This window comes from Williamsia sp. R60 (genome assembly GCF_054063855.1).
The window spans coordinates 751,999-771,440 of record NZ_JBSSGR010000004.1 but is presented as its reverse complement, the minus strand read 5'-3'; the positions used below and the strand labels follow the sequence as shown (position 1 = coordinate 771,440).

At 64.2% G+C, this 19,442-nt stretch carries 16 protein-coding genes and 1 riboswitch; of the genes, 11 read left to right on the top strand and 5 right to left on the bottom strand.

From position 1 onward, the window contains the following. Positions 1-19: 19 nt before the first annotated feature. On the bottom strand, positions 20-655 hold the full coding sequence (locus ACVWY6_RS22490) for a LysE family translocator (RefSeq protein WP_457541066.1): 636 nt from the start codon (positions 653-655) through the stop codon (positions 20-22). Positions 656-790: 135 nt separating this feature from the next. Between ACVWY6_RS22490 and ACVWY6_RS22485 the strand changes: the two genes are divergently transcribed. Together ACVWY6_RS22485 and ACVWY6_RS22480 are read left to right on the top strand one after the other, a co-directional pair. Further along, positions 791-1,846 carry an LLM class flavin-dependent oxidoreductase gene (locus tag ACVWY6_RS22485; protein ID WP_457541064.1) on the top strand — a complete coding sequence of 352 codons (1,056 nt, stop codon included), beginning with the start codon at positions 791-793 and terminating at the stop codon, positions 1,844-1,846. Positions 1,847-1,899: 53 nt separating this feature from the next. Further along, positions 1,900-3,045: a hypothetical protein gene (locus tag ACVWY6_RS22480; protein ID WP_457541062.1), complete on the top strand. Its 1,146-nt coding sequence runs from the start codon at positions 1,900-1,902 to the stop codon at positions 3,043-3,045. Between the two features lie 26 nt (positions 3,046-3,071). On the opposite strand, the gene ACVWY6_RS22475 is transcribed toward ACVWY6_RS22480, so the two are convergent. Continuing rightward, a complete protein-coding gene (locus ACVWY6_RS22475) occupies positions 3,072-4,640 on the bottom strand; it encodes a hypothetical protein (RefSeq protein ID WP_457541060.1) in 1,569 nt (522 codons plus the stop codon). A 157-nt stretch (positions 4,641-4,797) separates the two neighbouring features. Between ACVWY6_RS22475 and secA2 the strand changes: the two genes are divergently transcribed. The 9 genes from secA2 (at position 4,798) to gcvP (ending at position 15,174) form a co-directional block, all read left to right on the top strand. Next, positions 4,798-7,236, top strand: a complete 2,439-nt coding sequence (gene secA2, locus ACVWY6_RS22470; protein WP_457541058.1) for an accessory Sec system translocase SecA2 — start codon at positions 4,798-4,800, stop codon at positions 7,234-7,236. Between the two features lie 167 nt (positions 7,237-7,403). Then, entirely contained in the window at positions 7,404-7,913 is a 510-nt protein-coding gene (locus tag ACVWY6_RS22465; RefSeq protein WP_457541056.1) for a DinB family protein, read from the top strand. Positions 7,914-7,989: 76 nt separating this feature from the next. Further along, positions 7,990-8,622, top strand: a complete 633-nt coding sequence (locus ACVWY6_RS22460) for a CDP-alcohol phosphatidyltransferase family protein (RefSeq protein ID WP_023958041.1) — start codon at positions 7,990-7,992, stop codon at positions 8,620-8,622. A gap of 72 nt (positions 8,623-8,694) precedes the next feature. Next, positions 8,695-9,099: a glycine cleavage system protein GcvH gene (gcvH, locus tag ACVWY6_RS22455; protein ID WP_023958043.1), complete on the top strand. Its 405-nt coding sequence runs from the start codon at positions 8,695-8,697 to the stop codon at positions 9,097-9,099. A gap of 207 nt (positions 9,100-9,306) precedes the next feature. After that, positions 9,307-9,765 (top strand): glycogen accumulation regulator GarA, encoded by a 459-nt coding sequence (garA, locus tag ACVWY6_RS22450; RefSeq protein ID WP_030162599.1) that lies wholly within the window; start codon positions 9,307-9,309, stop codon positions 9,763-9,765. 35 nt (positions 9,766-9,800) lie between these two features. Continuing rightward, positions 9,801-10,490: a transcriptional regulator FtsR gene (gene ftsR / locus ACVWY6_RS22445; protein ID WP_062798665.1), complete on the top strand. Its 690-nt coding sequence runs from the start codon at positions 9,801-9,803 to the stop codon at positions 10,488-10,490. A gap of 98 nt (positions 10,491-10,588) precedes the next feature. Next, positions 10,589-11,104: a bifunctional nuclease family protein gene (locus tag ACVWY6_RS22440; protein WP_062798404.1), complete on the top strand. Its 516-nt coding sequence runs from the start codon at positions 10,589-10,591 to the stop codon at positions 11,102-11,104. A gap of 259 nt (positions 11,105-11,363) precedes the next feature. Further along, positions 11,364-12,005, top strand: coding sequence for a MerR family transcriptional regulator (locus tag ACVWY6_RS22435; RefSeq protein ID WP_023958051.1), 642 nt, complete (start codon positions 11,364-11,366; stop codon positions 12,003-12,005). 53 nt (positions 12,006-12,058) lie between these two features. Further along, positions 12,059-12,152: riboswitch (glycine riboswitch) on the top strand. A 190-nt stretch (positions 12,153-12,342) separates the two neighbouring features. Beyond that, positions 12,343-15,174 (top strand): aminomethyl-transferring glycine dehydrogenase, encoded by a 2,832-nt coding sequence (gene gcvP, locus ACVWY6_RS22430; protein ID WP_457541052.1) that lies wholly within the window; start codon positions 12,343-12,345, stop codon positions 15,172-15,174. 13 nt (positions 15,175-15,187) lie between these two features. Here the strand turns inward: gcvP and ACVWY6_RS22425 are convergent, their stop codons facing one another. The 3 genes from ACVWY6_RS22425 to ACVWY6_RS22415 all read right to left on the bottom strand — a co-directional run bounded on the left by ACVWY6_RS22425 (position 15,188) and on the right by ACVWY6_RS22415 (position 19,412). Further along, on the bottom strand, positions 15,188-16,360 hold the full coding sequence (locus ACVWY6_RS22425; RefSeq protein WP_457541050.1) for a substrate-binding domain-containing protein: 1,173 nt from the start codon (positions 16,358-16,360) through the stop codon (positions 15,188-15,190). A 165-nt stretch (positions 16,361-16,525) separates the two neighbouring features. Continuing rightward, positions 16,526-17,128 (bottom strand): LppU family putative lipoprotein, encoded by a 603-nt coding sequence (gene lppU, locus ACVWY6_RS22420; RefSeq protein WP_457541048.1) that lies wholly within the window; start codon positions 17,126-17,128, stop codon positions 16,526-16,528. A 100-nt stretch (positions 17,129-17,228) separates the two neighbouring features. Beyond that, positions 17,229-19,412 carry a malate synthase G gene (locus ACVWY6_RS22415; RefSeq protein ID WP_457541046.1) on the bottom strand — a complete coding sequence of 728 codons (2,184 nt, stop codon included), beginning with the start codon at positions 19,410-19,412 and terminating at the stop codon, positions 17,229-17,231. Positions 19,413-19,442: the final 30 nt, after the last annotated feature.

Sequence of the window (19,442 nt, the reverse complement as noted above, 5' to 3'; positions counted from 1 at the left end):
CCGGGCTGGACGATCCGCCTCAGGCCTTGTTGCCGGACAACGCGAGCGTGCCGCCCAACCCGATCATCATCAATCCGCCGGTTGCGCTCAACTGTGCCTCCCGCCGGGGTGAATCGGTGAACCATGAGCGGGTGACCGATGCGACCATCGCCCACGCGCTGTCGCAGATCAACCCGATCACGACAAAGACCGCCCCTAGGACAAACATCTGAAATCCCGGGGCGCCTGAGGCGGGTTCGACGAATTGGGGGAGGACGGCTGCCAGGAACACCAATGCCTTGGGGTTCGTGAAGCCAACCGTGAAGCCCTGTGTCACAACGCGCCTCGTCGTCACTTCATCGCCGGGACCGGCGCCCGCGTGGATGCGGTGGCGATGACGGATCGCTTGGATTCCTAGATAGACCAGGTACACCGCACCGGCTGCTTTGATGACCGTGAACATGGTTGCCGACGCGGACACCACGGCGCCGATGCCCAGGGCGACAGCGACGATCTGAGGGATCAGGCCCATGGTGTTGCCGAGCACGCTCAGGAGCCCGACTCGCCTGCCGTATGCGATCGAACGTCCGACCACAAACAGCACACTGGGCCCCGGAACGGCTATCAGCACAACTGCGGCGACGACGAACGCGAGCAGATTGGGTAGAGGAACCATCGTTTCACTGAACCACCGATGTCAACCCGTCGGCGGTCGCATTCAGACGAACCCACCGGCGTTCAGACGGCCGCGGGAATCTTCGGAGCCTTGATGTGGTTGCCCACGTGACCGCGAAGGAAGAAGGACACCTCGATGCCCATACCAAAACTGTCGGCTGTGGAACTCGGCCTGGACACATTCGGCGATCGCACTGCCGGTCCGGATGGTGAGCCACTCTCGTATGACCAGGTCATCCGTGATGTCGTTGCAGAAGGGGTTCTCGCCGACAGTGTGGGCTTGGACTTCTTCGGTGTCGGTGAGCATCACCGCGAGGATTTTGCCGTCTCAGCGCCTGAGGTGGTCCTGGCCGCGATTGCGGCTCAGACAGAGTCCATCCGTCTGGGAACAGCTGTGACCGTACTGAGCTCAGATGACCCGATCCGCGTGTACCAGCGCTTCGCTACCCTCGACGCGATCTCTGATGGCCGGGCGGAGGTCATCCTGGGGCGCGGCTCGTTCACCGAATCGTTCCCGTTGTTCGGCTACGACCTCGCGCAGTACGAGGAGTTGTTCTCCGAGAAGCTGGACCTGTTCGCCGAGCTGCGATCCGAGGGCCAGATCACCTGGACTGGTGGTCACCGGGCGCCCTTGACCGGCCAGGAGGTGTTCCCGAAAACCGCGAAGGGAGGGTTGACCACCTGGATCGGTGTCGGTGGCTCGCCGGAGTCGGTGGTACGCGCGGCGCGATACGGAATACCGTTGGTGCTGGCCATCATCGGCGGTGAACCGGCCCGGTTCGAACCGTTCGTCGACCTCTACCATCGCGCGCTGACCGAGTTCGGGCATGCCGAGCTGCCGGTGGCAATGCACTCGCCGGGTCATGTCTCCGACAGTGACGAACAGGCCCGTGAAGAATTGTGGCCCCATTACCGCGATCAGATGAACCGGATCGGCCGGGAACGAGGATGGCCGGCGACGACACGCGGTCAGTTCGAACAGGCGGCAGGCCCGGACGGTTCGTTGTATGTGGGTTCTCCGGACACCGTTGCTGCGAAGATCATTCAGAATGTGCGGGCACTGAAGGTCACCCGTTTCGACATGAAGTACGGCAACGGCACCCTGTCCCATGAAGCCAAGATGCGAAGCATCGAACTGTACGGCGAGAAGGTCGCCCCGATTGTTCGCGAGGCGCTGTCCGATCAGAGGTAAAGTCCCGCGGTGTAAGCGTCGCGAGCAGTGCGGCGCACCGTAGGAGGCGAGACGTGGCGAGCAGTTCCGGCCCCGCATCGGTCACGTGCCGAACCGAGTACCGCAGTACGACTCACGAACGGCTCGCAACAGCTGCGAGCGCGCTCGTGATCGCCTCGCTGCTGGAGTTGGTCGCACTGACGATCGTCGATGCCCCGCCCATGACAACCGGTCTCATCGTCATCGTGACATTGGGGCTGGGCCTGCTGCTGGCGGCGTTGGGCCGCATCCGTGACCTGCCGGCCGTGACGATCACCGTGGACGATGAGATGGTTCACTTCGGCAATGCCGACTCTGCACTGCACTCCTTTCCGCTCGACTCGCTGCTGTCGGTCAAACAGAGTTCGGAGCTGGCAACCGACACTTCCGTCAGCCGGTCGTCGCGCGCTGATCAGTTCCACGTCCGAGGCTCCCGGTACCTGCGTCTGCGGTTCGAGAGCAACCCGGATCAGGAGTGGCAGATCGCGGCGATCGAGTCGGACCCGGCCGCGGCGGAGGTGATCGCCCGCCTCCGCGCCCATCAGCCCGCCAAGCGCATGGTCAGGGTGGGTAAGGCCACAGGTGACCTCGCCAAACCCGCAGCGGCAGAGCCGGGTTATCAACCTGCACAGCCCCCGCCCGGCCGGTTGATCCCTCGCATCGCGAACGCCGACAGCGAGGAAGCCGCACAACGGTTGTGGCAGGCGGCAATCAAACAACACGATGATGTGCTTGCGGACTACGCCCAGTACGAACTCGAGCCCGAACTGCTCATCCGGTTCCCGGCCGTCACCGACGTGTCGGTCGACACCGTGGAGATCTTCCACACGACGTTGAACCGCGCGCAAGAGCTGCGCACCGATACGTTCCCGGTCAACATCGACCGTGCCGACGAGTATCAGCAGGCAGTCATCGACCTGCGTAAGGCGTGGGTTGAATGTGAGAAATATGGGCGCGCGGTGGGTACCGGGTTACTCGAGGCGAACGACCAGAAAGAACTCACCGTCGCGTTGTCGCTGCTGGAGAATGCGCGAAACGTCCAGGGCGAGCAGCAGGCCGAGTACCTGAACCAGATCAAGCAGATCGTCACCGACCTGACCGACCGCGGCAGCCTTCATCCGCAGCCGCAGGCGATGGAGGAAATCGATGCGGGACGGCGAAGGGCTCTGGAGGCGGACTAGACGGTGGCAAATGCAGTGTCGCCGGGCTACTTCGGTGCGATGTACTGGCCGTCGAGCGAATAGATTTCTTCGGTCGAATCCGGGCCGACCTCGATCGTGATGACGGTCTGATAGTCATCCAGTACATAACGATACGAGGCTTCGATGTCGACAAGATCGCGGTCGAATGTGTCGACATTCCCACGCCTCATGGCGTCATTGCGCACCTGCTCAAATGTTGACGCGGGCACGTCGGTGAAAGCAATAGACCCGGTGCGAAGTCGCCCCGTCTTGTTGTCGCCGTATTTGCGCAGCGTGGGGAAGTGCCCGGGTGCCCGGCTCAGCGACGCGCTTGTTTCGAGATCGGTGTACTCAACGAGCACTCCACCTGAAGACTGGATGTCGCCCGCGCTGATGTTTGGGGAGTCCGGGCCCCCACGGATCTCGAACCGATTGACGATCGGTTCGTTCGCAGGGATACCGGCCTCGGCCATCATCTCCGCAGCAAGAGTTATCGAAGACTGGAAGTCCCCGGGGTTGAACCACGTGGCGACAACGCCCTCGGTGTTCGCCTGAATCTCGACCCTGTTTTCGATCTCTTCGCCGAATGCCGCTGAAGCAAGTACGGGTTCATTGTCGTCGGATCGCTGGATGGTCATCGACTGGAATTGGCGAGATTCCTCGGGTATCGCCATGTTCATCTGGTCGCGGATCACAGTGAACTGCATCTTCTCCAGGTCATTGGCCCGGAACGTCCTCGGGTCTCGCGAATCCGTCGGGTTTGGGTCCGGTCCGGTCCACTTCCCGCTCGACGCCGAATAGCTGATGTCTAGACTCTGCCCAGTCGCCCGGTCGAGGACGGAGGCATTGTCATATCCGTCTTTCGTGATGTTCAGATCCAGGATGCTGTTCTCGGCACCTGGCCCCAGAGTTTGAATGTGGCTCAATAGATTGGCCACCTGCTTCTGCGGGTCGTAGGTCGGATCACTGTCTTCTGACGATGAAGAGAGTCCCGCGTCCGGCAGCGACACCGAGATGTGCCAACCATCGCCGACACCGACGAACAGTGCTATCGCCACGAGGAGGGTGATCAGAGGTTGCAGCAGCGTGGACTTCGGCGGGTGATTACCGAACTCTGTGTCCTTACCTGGCGCGATACCTACGTCGTAGGACAGCGAGGTGTCGGGACGAGGCGGGATCAGGGCAGAGGGAAGTGTGGTGTCGGCGTCCTGCAGGACGGTTGCAGCCACCGGCTTGGGCATCGCCGTGAGCCAACGCGCGCGATAGTCGGTGTCATTGGGCGGTGAGATCGTTGCCGTCACAAGCGTGGGCTGCACATCCGACGCGTCGAGGCTTGATCTGGTCAGTGCCTCGATCGTCACCGGGATCTGTTTGCGGGACTGCCCTGCCTTCAGCATTCCGTCGATCCGGCGGGGACGCGGCGAGATGACGAGCGCAGTGACCACCAACGGAACGCCCACCAAGAGCGAGACGAGCCAGCTGTTGTACGCGCCGAGACCGACCGCGCATCCCAGCACCGCGCCGGCGACCGCTGCGCGAACCGCGAACCTGACTGCCGGCGGTCTGGACCGATCGGAACCGCGATCCGAGCTCATTGGCCACCTCCGGGACGGAATCATATTGCTCCCGTGACCAGCGCGAAAGTGGCAGAGTCTGATCGCTCGCCGAAGCCTGCCGCGTACGGTATCCCGCGGACGCACTCCGCGTACGGTGGAGCACGGCACTTTTGCAGATGGACGGGAGTACGGCTCGGTGGGAAAGCTCACGAACAACATGTGGCGACTGCTGGGAGCGCAGTCTTCGCGCAACCAGTCGAAGTCTCTGACCTTGATCAAGAAGTCCGGTGACCATGACTCATGGGCGGCGGAGCTGAGCGACGAGAACTTCGCCACCGAGGCGGAGAAGCTCGACATCACCGACCCCGAAGGAGAGGACCGGGCCCGTTTCCTGGCGCTGGTCCGTGAAGCCGGAGATCGGGCGCTGGACATGCGGCCGTTCGACGTACAGCTGCAGGGTGCGCTTCGGCTGCTCGAGGGCGACATCATCGAGATGGCCACCGGTGAAGGCAAGACGTTGGCCGGTGCAATCGCCGCGATCGGCTATGTGCTGCAGGGACATCGGGTTCACGTGGTCTCGGTGAACGACTACCTCGCCACTCGTGACGCGGAGTGGATGAAGCCTCTGTTCGACCAGTTCGCCATCTCGTCGTCGGCGGTGTCGGAGAACTCCACGCGCGAGGAGCGCAAGGCCGCCTACGACACCGACATCACCTACGGTTCGGTCAACGAGGTGGGTTTCGACGTCCTACGTGACCAGCTCGCCACCCGGGCGGAGGACCTCGTGTCACCCAAACCGGACGTGGCGATCATCGACGAGGCCGACTCGGTGCTCGTCGACGAGGCGCTGGTGCCGCTGATCCTCGCCGGTGCGACCACCGGCGAAGTGCCCGACAAACCCATTCACGATGCCGTCGGCAAGTTGAAGAAGACGCACTACGAGATCGACGCCGAGGGTAGGAACGTCTACCTGACCGACGAGGGTGCGGCGTTCATCGAACAAGAACTCGGTGGCATCAACCTGTACGACGAAGAGCATGTGGGTACCACGCTCGTGCACGTCAACGTGGCGATGCACGCACACATCCTGCTCGAACGCGACGTGCACTACATCGTGCGCGACGGGGGAGTCCACCTCATCAACGCCTCGCGGGGGCGAGTAGCCCAGCTGCAGCGATGGCCTGATGGCCTGCAGGCAGCCGTCGAGCTGAAAGAAGGCCTGGCGCAGACCGATTCGGGCGAGGTGATCGACACCATCACCGTTCAGGCGCTGATCGGGCGTTACCCGAAGGTGTGCGGAATGACCGGTACGGCGCTGGCGGCCGGTGAGCAATTCCGGCAGTTCTATCACCTGGCCGTGTCGCAGATCCCACCCAACACGAAGAACATCCGTGTCGACGAGGTCGACCGGGTCTACGACACGAAGGCCAACAAGGCCGAAGCCGTCGTCGAGTTCGTCAAGGAGATCCACGAAACCGGGCAGCCGATCCTGATCGGTACGCACGACGTCGCGGAGTCCGAAGAGCTCGCCCACCTCCTCGGCCGGGCCGGTGTGCAGAGCGTGGTCCTCAACGCCAAGAACGATGCCCAAGAAGCCAAGATCATCGCTGAGGCCGGTGCCAAGAATGCCGTCACCGTGTCGACTCAGATGGCCGGGCGAGGCACCGACATCAAGCTCGGCGGCTCCGCAGGCCAGAAGGACGGCGAATCGACGTCCGAGCGGGACGAAGTGGTCGAACTCGGCGGGCTCTGCGTGGTCGGTACCGGTCGCCACGACACCGAACGACTCGACAACCAGTTGCGCGGCCGGGCTGGGCGACAAGGGGATCCGGGCCGCTCGGTGTTCTTCTCGAGCGTGGAGGATCCGGTTGTCACGCGCAACCTCACCCTCAAACGCGACCCGGTCAGTTCGTCGGAGGACGGGTCGCTGGGCTCCAAGGGTGTCGACCTGATCGAGCAAGCCCAGCGGGTCGCCGAAGGCGTCATGCTCGAATTGCATGCGAACACCTGGCGTTACAACCAACTGGTGAACCAGCAACGCGACATCGTGATCGCGCGGCGCATGAAGCTGCTGACGACCGACACCGCTCTCACAGAGCTGAAGGACCTGGAAAACGATCGGTACCGCGAACTGACCGGAGAGGCCTCCGAGCCGGCCGAGACAGCCGATTCGGATAAAGCTCCTGATACGAAGTCGGCGGGCGACGAACCTGCTGAGACCTCTGTCGAGTCCGATTCGTCGGAACCGGTCGAGAAAGCCGAGCCCGTCCCCGTCGCCGTCCTCGAGCAGGCCGCACGCGAGATCATGCTGTTCCATCTCGATCGCGCATGGGCCGACCATCTCGCATTCGTGTCAGACGTCCGGGCCAGCATCCACCTGCGTTCACTCGGTCGTGAGTCCCCCCTCGACGAATTCCACAAGCTGATCCTCGATGAGTTCGGCAGATTGCCCGGGGAAGCAGTCGACAACGCTCGCAAGACATTCCGTGAAGCTGTCATCACTGCTGACGGTGTCGACCTGGAACAGGCCGACCTCCGCCGCTCGACCACCACATGGACGTACATGGTGCACGACAGCCCGTTCAGCTCCGGTGGCGCAAAGGCGCTACAAGGCATCATCGGCATCTTCCGCTAGCGGTCGAGGGCGGGCCTGCGCAAGGTGGCCCGTGGGTTCGTGTTCGGAGTGCCGGGCCGTTCTTGCCGATGCGGCAAGTTTTCGTGACAGACGGAACTGTCTGGGCGAGGCTGGCCAGGCAGGCTGTTCCTACGTCGCGGATGGCCGGACGAACGGAGGAATCGGCCATGGGGACCATGAGCTCGTCCGGTCGCGTCAGGCGTCGTCGGGACACGCCGCCGCCCCGAACCGGTAGCAGCGAAGTCGAGGTACTCAGAGGATTCCTCGACTACTTGAGGGCCTCGATGATCGCGAAGGTGGAAGGCGCTCCTGAACCGCAGGTGCGGGCGGCCGCGGTACCTTCCGGAACGAACCTGCTCGGCCTGCTCAACCATCTCGTCCATGTGGAACGGGCGACATTCCTCGGCGAGACGGTCACCAGGTGGCAGTCGACCTTCACCGCCGAGGCATCGGACAGCGTCGATGACGTGATCGCCAGGTACCGGCAGGCCGTCGAGTCGGCGAACGATGTCCTCGACGGTTGTGCCGATCTCGCCGCGCGTCTGCCACGTTCCGCGCCGGGACGTCCTGCGCCAAGCGTTCGTTGGGCTCTGACCCACATGATCGAGGAGACGGGACGCCACGCGGGTCACGCCGACATCTTGCGCGAGCTGATCGACGGTCAGACCGGGCGCTGACGACAACGAGCGCAGGCACCGAGGCGCTGGACAACCGCGAAACGCCGAATGCGGCGGATGTGACAGGGTAGTTCGCATGGAGGAGATCGGCCCGGAACCGGTTGTGGAAACGAATCGGATATTCACCGTTCCGAACTTGCTCAGCGCCGTTCGGCTCGTGATGGTGCCGGTGTTCCTCTGGGTTCTGCTGGCGAAGGAAGCCGACGGCTGGGCGTTCGCGATCTTGTTCTTCGCGGGGCTGTCCGACTGGGCGGACGGCAAGATAGCCCGACTGATGAACCAATCGTCCAGGTTGGGCGCCCTCCTCGATCCCGCAGCCGATCGGCTCTACATGCTGGTCATACCGATCGGCCTGGCGATCCGCGGGATCATGCCGTGGTGGCTGATCGGTGTACTCATCGGCCGCGACGTCCTCTTGCTGGCGAGCGCGCCCCTGCTACGCAGCCGCGGCCTCACGGCCCTGCCCGTGATCTACATCGGCAAGGCAGCGACGTTCGCGCTGATGTACGGGTTCCCGATGATCCTTGCCGGGCAACTCGATTCGGTCATAGGCGACATCTTCTATCCCTGTGGATGGGCCTTCATGATCTGGGGCACGGGCATGTACCTGTGGTCGTTTGTCCTCTACTGGATACAGGTGGTGCAGGTGATGCGCACGATGCCGCCCGTGCATCACGCGAAAAGCTCCCCAGACAACTCGCCCCGGTGAGATGAACAACGATGGTGCGCTAAATTCTCCCTTCAACCCCCGAAGCGAATGCTTAACCGGAAGGCGTCACACGTGACCGACAAGCAGACTCCCGACGATCTGCGTTACACCACCGAGCACGAGTGGGTGAAAAAGGTGTCCGACACGACCGTTCGGGTCGGGATCACCGATTACGCGCAGGACCAGCTCGGCGACGTCGTCTTCGTTCAGTTGCCCGCGGTGGATGACGAGGTGGTCGTGGGGGAGTCGTTCGCCGAGGTCGAGTCGACGAAGAGCGTGTCGGACATCTTCGGTCCACTCGCCGGAGTCGTGACCAATGTGAACGACCGGCTCGAGGAAAGTCCTGACCTGGTCAACTCCGAGCCCTACGGCATGGGCTGGTTGGTGGAGATCAACGTGGGTGACGACGCAGATCTCGACGCCGTGTTGGGTGAGATGCTCGATGCGTCCGGATATCGCGAAGTCACTGCCGGATAGGGCAACCCGTGACGGGTCGGTTTGGGAACTGTATGCAGCAGCTTTATGCATCTGCGGCCGATGGCAGGGTACGGTCTAGGTCACGGGTAATTCCCCAAACCACTTGATGAGGACGAATCCGGCGTGTGAGCGATCGACCGCCGAAATGCCGTGGAACGACTTGGCCCCCTTCCGGGCCCCGGGGACAATTACGAAGAAGGAGAATTGGTGAGCGACAACGAGAAGGACATCGAGGCTCCGGTAGAGACCACTTCGGTCTTCCGGGCCGATTTCATCAAAGAGATGGAGTCGACCGGAGGATCCGCCACCGTATCGGCCGACAGCGGCGTCGAGCGGCTCTCCGCAGGCACCGCGCTGCTCGTCGTCAAACGCGGCCCCAACGCCGGTTCTCGTTTTCTGCTCGACCAGGCCACCACATCGGCCGGTCGGCACCCCGACAGCGACATCTTCCTCGACGACGTGACGGTCAGTCGCCGTCACGCTGAGTTCCGCTTGGGCGACAACGACTTCCAGGTGGTGGATGTGGGCAGCCTCAACGGCACCTACGTCAACCGCGAGCCGGTCGATTCCGCCGTTCTCGCCAACGGCGACGAGGTGCAGATCGGCAAGTTCCGCCTCGTCTTCCTGACCGGCCCCAGTGGTGACGAAGGTTCCTCGAACGCGTGACCTCTCCGTCGGCGGGGCAGCAATCTGAAGGATCGATGTCAATCGGCTCGGTCCTCGATCAGCTGCGCGGCGAATTCCCGGATGTCACCATCTCGAAGATCCGGTTTCTCGAGTCGGAAGGTCTGATCACACCCGAGCGGTCGCCATCGGGTTACCGGCGATTCAGCCGGGCGGACTGCGAGCGGTTGCGGTTCGTGCTGACCGCTCAGCGCGATCGTTACCTTCCGCTCAAGGTGATCAAGGAACAACTCGACGAGATCGATCGTGGCGCTCAGTCCGATACACAAGCCGGGCCCCGACTGCTGTCGTCCGCGAAGAACTGGGTGGCGCCGGCGACGGACTTCTCGCAGGGCGGGGGTGGCCGACTCAGCCGTGACACTCTCCTCGAGCGCACCGGGGTCGACTCGGCTTTTGTCACCGAACTGTGCGACAACGGTCTGCTCGTGCCGGGTCCTCGCGGTTTCTTCGATGAGGATGCGGTGAGGCTGGTCGCTGCAGCTGCAGCCCTTGCGAACTTCGGTCTCCAAGCTCGGCATCTGCGGGCATTCAAGGTCTCGGCGGAACGCGAAGCGGGTCTGGTCGCGCAGATCGCCGGGCCCATCGCCAAGGGCAAGGGCACCGGGGCCCGCGACCGGGCCGAGGAGATGGTGCGAGAGATCGCCGCCCTGTCGGTGACACTGCACACCCAGTTGGTCAAGCAGGCCGTCCGCGAAGTGCTCGACTGAGCCACTCTTGGCTTTCTCGGTCGTCGCACGGCCTCACTTGCCATAGGATTGATGGCGGTGCAGCATTCGCCCACACAAGCGTTGGGAGGGCCGATCGCATGAGTGAAATGCGCGTTGTAGGTATCCGGGTCGAACCGCCGCAGAGCCAGCCGGTCCTGCTCCTGCAGGAGACCAGTGGTGAGCGCTTCCTGCCCATCTGGATCGGGCAGAGCGAAGCAGCCTCGATTGCCTTGCGACAGAAGGGTATCGAGCCGCCCCGACCGCTGACGCACGACTTGATCGTCAACCTGATCAATGCGCTCGGTCATGAACTCGTCGAAGTCCGCATCGTCGACATGCAAGAGGGCACCTTCTACGCAGACCTGGTGTTCGCCGGCGATCTGCGCATCTCCGCCCGGCCCTCGGATTCCATTGCGATCGCGATGCGGGCAGAGGTGCCGATCTACGCCGAGGAGTCCGTACTCGCCGAAGCCGGGTTGCTGATGCCCGATGACGACAGCGACGACGCCGACGACGAACCGGCAGGCGAGGTCAAAGAGGACGAGGTGGAGAAGTTCAAGGAGTTCCTCGACTCGGTGTCTCCGGATGACTTCAAGGCCACCGGAGGCGCATGAGCCTTCCGTTTTGGCGGTGATGCAACCGGCTTGGATCACAGAACGGAAACCGTGGGGTCACGAATCGTCTAAAGCTCGAGTTTAGGTTCAGGGTTAGGGCGAGTCGCGTTGATCGGCGCCCCTCCTGGACCTACGGTCATTCCCAGGCCGTGAAAATTGCGGTGATGTGATTTTGACCAGTCAGAGCGCGTAAACTTGGGCCCGTCGGCGCCAAGACGTCGCTCGGACGGTCACCGACAGAGCACGCGAGGAGATCCCAGTGGGCGATCAGCCACACGACGGTGAAACTGCCCATGTGGGGGAGACTGCCCAAGGGGAGAATGCCCACCGGATCGACCGACCGTCGCAGGGGTCGCTGGACGACATCATCCCGGGACTGTTCCCCAACGACACCGTGCCCGACGAACTCGTCGGCTACCGAGTGCCCAGCGCGTGCCAGATCGCGGGTATCACCTACCGCCAGCTCGACTACTGGGCCCGCACCTCGCTGGTCGTCCCGTCCATCCGCGGCGCCGCAGGCTCCGGCAGCCAGCGGCTCTATTCCTTCAAGGACATCCTGGTCCTGAAGATCGTCAAGCGACTTCTGGACACGGGCATCTCGCTGCAGAACATCCGCGTGGCCGTCGATCACCTCCGCAAGCGCGGGGTCGAAGACCTGGCGCGCATCACCCTGTTCTCCGACGGGACGACGGTGTACGAGTGCACGTCCGCCGAGGAAGTCGTCGACCTCCTGCAGGGCGGTCAGGGTGTTTTCGGCATCGCGGTCAGCGGCGCCATGCGTGAACTGAGCGGCACCATCGCCGACTTCCCGGCCGAGCGTGCCGACGGCGGTGTCACCGAAGCCGCTCCCGAGGATGAGCTGGCCTCGCGCCGCAAGAGCCGGGCTCGCCGCACCGGCTAGAACATCGCCCCTCCGGCAATGTCTCCCGGCGTCGGTCTAGACTGAACCCGCGTCGCAGCGACCCGGGAGAGCGTCACAGCAGTGTGACCGCCGAAGGAGCAACACCTCTCCGTCAAACTCTCAGGCACCCAGGACCGTGTCGTCGTCGGCGTCTCTGGAGAGTGGCGGCATCAGCCGTCCGCCCATGGTGAAAGGCCGCATCAACTGCGGCTGAATCTCTCAGGCGTCCACCGGTCCCTCGGGCAGTGTGGATAGGACAGAGGGGGAGGACCGGCGTCCGGCTTCGGTCGGCACAACCTGTGGTCGCCCCATCGGTGACCGCTGCGGAGGTCCCACCATGACCGGCTCTTCCTTCACTCATCGCCACATCGGTCCTGACAACAGCGAGCTCGGCCGAATCCTCTCGCTCATCGGCGCCGACTCGCTCGACGACCTGGCCCGGCAAGTGGTGCCTGCGGGCATTCTCGACGGCCCACAGGACAACGGTCTAGAAGCACTGCCGCCGGCGGCATCCGAACACGAAGTGCTCGCCGAACTCGCCGCACTCGCAGCCGAGAACACCGTCGCGACGTCGATGATCGGCCTCGGCTACTACGACACCCTCACCCCGCCTGTCCTTGTCCGCAACATCCTCGAGAACCCGGCGTGGTACACCGCCTACACCCCTTACCAGCCCGAGATCAGTCAAGGCCGCCTCGAAGCCCTGCTCAACTTCCAGACGATGGTGTCGGACCTGACCGGCATGGAGGTGGCCAATGCGTCGATGCTCGACGAGTCGACTGCGGCCGCCGAGGCCATGACCCTGCTGCGCCGGGCCGGCAAGAGCAAGTCGCCCCGTTTTGTCGTCGACAGTGACGTCTTCCCGCAAACGGCAGCGGTGATCGCGACCCGCGCCGAACCGCTGGGGATCGAGATCGTCACCACCGATCTCGCGCAAGGACTTCCCGACGGAGACTTCTTCGGCGTCCTTCTGCAGACCCCGGCAGCGTCAGGCCGCGTCATCGACTGCACGCCGCTCATCGAGGCGGCACACGAGCGCGGTGCGCTGGTCGCCGTCGGCGCCGACCTGCTGGCCCTCACGCTGATCGCTGCGCCCGGCGAGCTGGGCGCCGACGTGTGTTTCGGGACCACCCAACGCTTCGGGGTGCCCATGGGCTTCGGTGGACCCCATGCCGGTTACCTGGCAGTCCACGCCAAACACGCCCGGCAATTGCCGGGTCGCCTCGTCGGTGTCTCGAAGGACGCCGACGGCAACCTCGCCTACCGGTTGTCGCTGCAGACCCGTGAGCAGCACATCCGGCGAGAGAAGGCGACCAGCAACATCTGCACCGCGCAGGTGCTGCTCGCGATCATCGCCGCAATGTACGCCAGTTACCACGGCGCCGACGGCCTCCGCGCCATCGCGAGCCGGGTGCACGGGCATGCCCGCACACTTGCGGCGGCGCTGCGGTCGGGTGGTGTCGAGGTGGTGCACGACAACTTCTTCGACACCGTGCTGACCTCCGTGCCGGGACGGGCCGCCGGCGTCGTCGCCGCAGCCAAGAAACGTGGCATCAACCTCCGACTGGTGGACGACGACCATGTCGCGATCGCCTGCGATGAGGCCACCACCGCGGACCACGTGTCCGCGGTCCGCGACGCGTTTGGGGTCGACGCCTCGAACGCCGCCAAGGACTGGCCTGAGATCGACAGCCGCACAAGCGAATACTTGACCCATCCGGCGTTCAACAGGTATCGCACCGAAACCGCGATGATGCGGTACCTGCGGAGTCTTGCCGACAAGGACATCGCACTGGATCGGAGCATGATCCCACTCGGCTCGTGCACGATGAAGTTGAACGCCGCCGCCGAGATGGAAGCCATCACCTGGCCGACCATCTCCCGGCTGCATCCCTTTGCTCCGGCAGGTGACGTACCCGGCATGCGCAAGATCATCGCTTCGCTCGAGGACTGGCTCGTCGCGATCACCGGCTACGACCGGGTCAGCGTCCAGCCCAACGCGGGGTCGCAGGGCGAATATGCCGGGCTGTTGGCCATTCGCGAATACCACCGCAGCCGTGGTGACTCGAACCGCACGGTCTGCCTCATCCCGTCGAGTGCCCACGGGACCAACGCAGCATCCGCGGTCATGGCGGGCATGCGGGTGGTCGTGGTGTCCTGCCGCGACAACGGCGACGTGGACGTCGACGACCTACGCGCAAAGGTGGACGCCAACGCGGCCGATCTGGCAGCGATCATGCTCACCTATCCCTCGACCCACGGTGTCTTCGAGGACGAGGTCGGTGACATCTGCGCCGCGGTGCACGACGCAGGCGGCCAGGTCTACGTCGACGGTGCCAATCTCAACGCACTGGTGGGAGTGGCTCGCCCGGGGCGCTTCGGTGGAGACGTCAGCCATCTGAACCTGCACAAGACGTTCTGCATCCCGCACGGTGGCGGCGGTCCCGGCGTCGGCCCGATCGGAGTGCGAGAGCACCTCGCGCCGTTCCTGCCGGGACATCCACTGGCTGATGAGCTGCCTGGCGATCTCACCATCTCGGGTGCGCCCTACGGCTCGGCGTCGATCCTGCCGATCACCTACGCATACATCCGGATGATGGGAGCCGAGGGCTTGCGGGAGGCAACGCTGACGGCGATCGCCTCCGCCAACTACATCGCTGCCCGGCTGAACGACTCGTACCCCGTGCTGTACACCGGCGCGGGCAACCGGGTGGCGCACGAGTGCATCATCGACCTGCGACCGATCACCAAGAGCACCGGCGTGACAGTGGACGACGTCGCAAAACGTCTGGCCGATTACGGCTTCCACGCTCCGACGATGAGTTTCCCGGTCGCCGGAACGCTGATGATCGAGCCCACCGAGAGCGAGAACCTCGACGAGATCGAGGCATTCTGCGACGCGATGATCTCTATTCGCGCGGAGATCGACAAAGTGGCGGACGGTCAGTGGCCGGCCGACGACAACCCACTGCGAGGTGCACCGCACACCGCCGAGTGTCTCGTCGGGGACTGGGAGCACAGCTATGACCGACTGGTCGCCGTGTACCCGAACGGACTGCCGTCCGCGGGTGCACGAGCGAAGGTGTGGCCCGCGGTGCGGCGTATCGACGGCGCGTTCGGCGACCGGAATCTGGTCTGCAGTTGCCCGCCGATCGAGGCGTTCGCCTGAAACCGGGCGGGGTTCAGCTGCGCCGAGTGAGCACCTCGGTGATCGCGTTCTGTGCCTCGGGCGACGGCATCGGCATGGGTGTCGGCGTCACGGGGAACGTCACGGTCGAGGTTGCCGGCGGCAGCTGACCTGCGCCGCGGAAACCCAGTGAGGTGATGGTCGAGATCTGTTCGGGGTCGTGGACGTAGTCGATGAAGGCGCCGACGGCATCTCGTTGTGCCGCGTTCACCTGATCACCGGTCATCTCGACCACCGGGAAGTCGGCCATGGGGGTCGGCCCGGACGGGAACAGTGCCACCACAGCAGAGTTGGCGTCGTCCTTGGTGATCGCATACAACTGCTGTTCGGTGATCGGTACGGCATGGATACTGCCTGTCGCGGGATCGGCTTGCTGCTGCAGTGTCCGCACCCCGCTCTCGGACGATCCCAGATCCGTCGCCGGCGCTGAGGCGAGCATCGCGCGGAGCGTTGACGAGACAAGCGGGGAGGCAGCGTCTTCCGGAGACAACGGTCCGCTGGGTGTGCGCGACACCTCGGTGGCGATGGCCTGGGCCGCCAGCATCGTCGCGTCCGATTGCGGGCCCACGGGCATCGCCATCTTGAGTTCGCCCCAGCCGCGGAGTCCGAGATCGTCCATCGCCTTGGCCGAGCGTTGTAGGGTCGGCAACTCGATCCAGCCGACATCGCCGTCCATGGCCTCGGCCGCTGCAACCGGTATCGCCAGGACCACCGGACTGGTCACGAGTGACGACGGGGATCCGTCGACCACATCCGGCCGGGCCGCGATGAGTTGTGAACTCCACACGGACGACTGCGGAATCCATGCGGCCGGGAATTGGCCACGCGACGCGGTGTCCCAGTCCCCGGTGAGGCCGTCCAGTGTCACCTTGGCATCGCCTGGGCGAACCTCGATCGTGATGCAACGGTCGCGTTCGGTTGGACGCGTCTTGTTGTACTTGTCCGCGACGGCCTTGAGGGGGACCGCGAGACCGGGGTCGCTGACGATCGACACCGAGAGGTCGCCCTCTACGCAGCGGGCGGCCGCATCCTTGCCCTGTTCGTTGATCCGGTCGCCCAAGAGAACCCATAGGAATCCGAGCGCGACGACGACGACCACTGCGATGGCCAGTACAAGAAGGCCACGGCTGACACCGCGTCTGCCACCGGCCCTGCGATGCTCGCCCACGCACACCTCAATCCACGAAGTTCATGTCCACCGCAACCTACAGCTTCGGCGACCGGCTGGTCACAGCTCCACCGGGTTGCCGACTGACTTGTGCTGCGCAGTCTATGCGGTCGTATCTCCTGGTGGTGGAGCCGCCCGCGCCGAAGGCATCGGCACGAAGCCGGGTCAGGACAGTGCGACGGTGCAGACGATCTTCTTGCGCTCGTCGTAGGTGTAATAGGTCTCTGTCTCTGCGGGGCAGTCGGTCTCGTCCACGGTGTTGGGCAGGACCGCGAGGATGCGTTCGCCGGTGGACCCGGTACAGGGCACCTGGACGGTGCTGTCCGACGCGGTGCCCATCTCGAAGCACTTGCCGACAACCCAGTCGATGTCGAGGCAGAGCACCCCGGTCGTGGAGCCGTTCAGCTCCTCGTAGTACGTCTGATCGACGTCCGACGGGCAGCTGTTCTCATCGGCGACCTTCGCCACGACGGTGTAGTGGGAGTCGACGGCACCGCAGGTTGCCGGGGCGATCTTCGCGTCGAGCATCGTGCCCGTGAGGTTCACGCAGTCACCGACCTCGGCGTCGATCTCGGTGATCTCACCGCTGTCCTCCGAAGTGGTGGAGGGGGCCTCGGACGTGTCCGAAGGGTCTGCGGTGGACACAACCGCAGAACTGGAAGCAGTTGTGGCTGTGCCGGTCTCGTCGCTGGTGCAGCCCGCGGCCGAGAAGGTGAGGGCTGCCGCGGCAACGGCCAGCAGGGCGAGTTTACGGACGTCAGAAAGCACGGTGCTCGACTTTCGGTGAGAAATGCCTTGTGGCCCGAGCACAGTGCTCGGGCCACAAGGAAATTATCAGACGACGACGCCCTGCGCCGCGCTTCGGAGGTCAGGCGTTGGCGGCCTTGAACTCGCGCCGACGCCGGTGCAGGATCGGCTCGGTGTAGCCGTTGGGTTGCCGGCCGCCTTCGAGGATGAGTTCCTTGGCTGCCTGGAAGGCGATGGATGCCTCGAAGTCGGCGGCCATCGGCCGGTAGGTCGGGTCGCCGGCGTTCTGCTTGTCGACCACCGGTGCCATCCGCTCGAGAGCTGCAATGACGTCTGCTTCGGACACGATGCCGTGGCGGAGCCAGTTGGCCAGTAGTTGGCTCGAGATCCGAAGTGTCGCGCGGTCTTCCATCAGTGCGACGTCGTGGATGTCGGGCACCTTGGAGCAGCCGACGCCGTGATCGATCCACCGCACCACGTACCCGAGGATGGACTGGCAGTTGTTGTCGAGTTCTTCACGCTTTTCCTCGTCGCTCCAGTCGGTGCGGGGAGCGAGGGGGATGGTGAGGATGTCCTCGACCGACGCCGGATCGCGTTTGGCGATCTCGTTCTGGCGTTCGAACACGTCGATCTGGTGGTAGTGCAGCGCGTGCAGGGTCGCGGCGGTGGGAGAGGGCACCCATGCGGTGTTCGCGCCGGCCTTGGGGTGACCGATCTTCTGCTCGAGCATGTCGGCCATCAGGTCGGGCATGGCCCACATCCCCTTGCCGATCTGCGCTTTGTGCTGCAGGCCCGCGTGCAGGCCGGTGTCGACGTTGAAGTCTTCGTAGGCCTTGATCCAGGTCTGCGCCTTCATCTCTGCCTTGCGGACGACGGCTCCGGCTTCCATCGAGGTGTGGATTTCGTCGCCGGTGCGGTCGAGGAAACCGGTATTGATGAACACAACGCGGTCGGCAGCTGCTTTGATGCAGGCCATGAGGTTCACCGTGGTGCGGCGTTCCTCGTCCATGATCCCGACCTTGAGCGTGCCGGTGGGCAACCCCAGGACCTGCTCGACCCGGCCGAACAACTCGACCGTGAAGGCGACCTCGTCCGGGCCGTGCATCTTCGGCTTCACGATGTAGATCGAACCGGTCCGCGAGTTCTGCAGCCCGTCGGCATTGAGGCCGTGGCTACCGATCAACGAGGTGAACAGCGCATCGAGGATGCCCTCGGGGACCTCGCTGCCGTCCGCGGCGATGATCGCGTCGTTGGTCATCAGGTGGCCGACGTTGCGCACGAACAACAGCGACCGCCCGTGCAGGGTCAATTCCGACCCGTCAGGGGCGGTGTAGGTGCGGTCGGGATTGAGCACGCGGGTGAAGGTCTTACCGCCCTTGGTGACCTCTTCGGCCAGGTCGCCCTTGTTCAGGCCGAGCCAGTTGCGGTAGCCGGTGACCTTGTCCTCGGCGTCGACGGCGGCGACAGAATCCTCGAAGTCCATGATCGTGGTGACCGCAGACTCGACCAGCACATCTTTGACCCCGGCCGGGTCTGTCGACCCGATGGGGGAGTCCGCGTCGATCTGGATCTCCAGATGAAGTCCGTTGTGGCGCACGAGGATACCGCTGGGGGCACCTGCGTCACCGGAGTATCCGGCGAACGCGGCGGGATCGGCGAAGCCGGTGGTGGAACCACCGGCGAGGGTGACCTGCACCTGCTGGTCGACGACGGCGTAACCGGTGGCGTCGGCGTGCTTGCCGGACTCCAGGGGTGCGGCAGTGTCGAGGAAGTCCTTGGCGAACGCGATGACCTTGTCGCCGCGAACCTTGTTGTACGACTTGCCCTTCTCGGCGCCGTCGAACTCGGGGATGACATCGGTCCCGTACAGCGCGTCGTAGAGCGATCCCCAACGGGCGTTCGACGCGTTCAGGGCGAACCGGGCGTTGAGGATGGGCACCACCAGCTGGGGTCCGGCGGTGCTGGTGATCTCGTCATCCACACCTGAGGTGGTGATCTGGAAATCGTCGGGGACCGGGGCGAGGTAACCGATGTCGGTCAGGAACGCCTTGTAGGCGTCGGAATCGAACGAAGCGGGGTCCGACACCGGGTTGTCGCGGTGCCACTGGTCGACCTTGGCCTGAAGGTCGTCGCGGATGGCGAGCAGCTCACGGTTGCGTGGGGTGAGGTCGGTGATGACCGCCGCAGCGCCTGCCCAGAACGCATCCTGGTCTACGCCGGTGCCGGGCAACGCCTCGTTGTTGATGAAGTCGTAAAGAACGGACGCAACCTGCAAGCCGCCGTCGACGGTGACGCGCTGAGCCATAACCGGCCTCACTTTCTTTCGATCCAGGTC

Bases quoted from the DNA above. Each gene is read 5' to 3' on its own strand.
- ACVWY6_RS22465 (WP_457541056.1), top strand. From the start codon at position 7,404: ATGGGGACCATGAGCTCGTCCGGTCGCGTCAGGCGTCGTCGGGACACG.
- ACVWY6_RS22460 (WP_023958041.1), top strand. From the start codon at position 7,990: ATGGAGGAGATCGGCCCGGAACCGGTTGTGGAAACGAATCGGATATTC.
- ACVWY6_RS22440 (WP_062798404.1), top strand. From the start codon at position 10,589: ATGAGTGAAATGCGCGTTGTAGGTATCCGGGTCGAACCGCCGCAGAGC.
- ftsR (WP_062798665.1), top strand. From the start codon at position 9,801: ATGTCAATCGGCTCGGTCCTCGATCAGCTGCGCGGCGAATTCCCGGAT.
- ACVWY6_RS22475 (WP_457541060.1), bottom strand. From the start codon at position 4,640: ATGAGCTCGGATCGCGGTTCCGATCGGTCCAGACCGCCGGCAGTCAGG.
- ACVWY6_RS22490 (WP_457541066.1), bottom strand. From the start codon at position 655: ATGGTTCCTCTACCCAATCTGCTCGCGTTCGTCGTCGCCGCAGTTGTG.
- ACVWY6_RS22415 (WP_457541046.1), bottom strand. From the start codon at position 19,412: ATGGCTCAGCGCGTCACCGTCGACGGCGGCTTGCAGGTTGCGTCCGTT.
- ACVWY6_RS22485 (WP_457541064.1), top strand. From the start codon at position 791: ATGCCCATACCAAAACTGTCGGCTGTGGAACTCGGCCTGGACACATTC.
- gcvP (WP_457541052.1), top strand. From the start codon at position 12,343: ATGACCGGCTCTTCCTTCACTCATCGCCACATCGGTCCTGACAACAGC.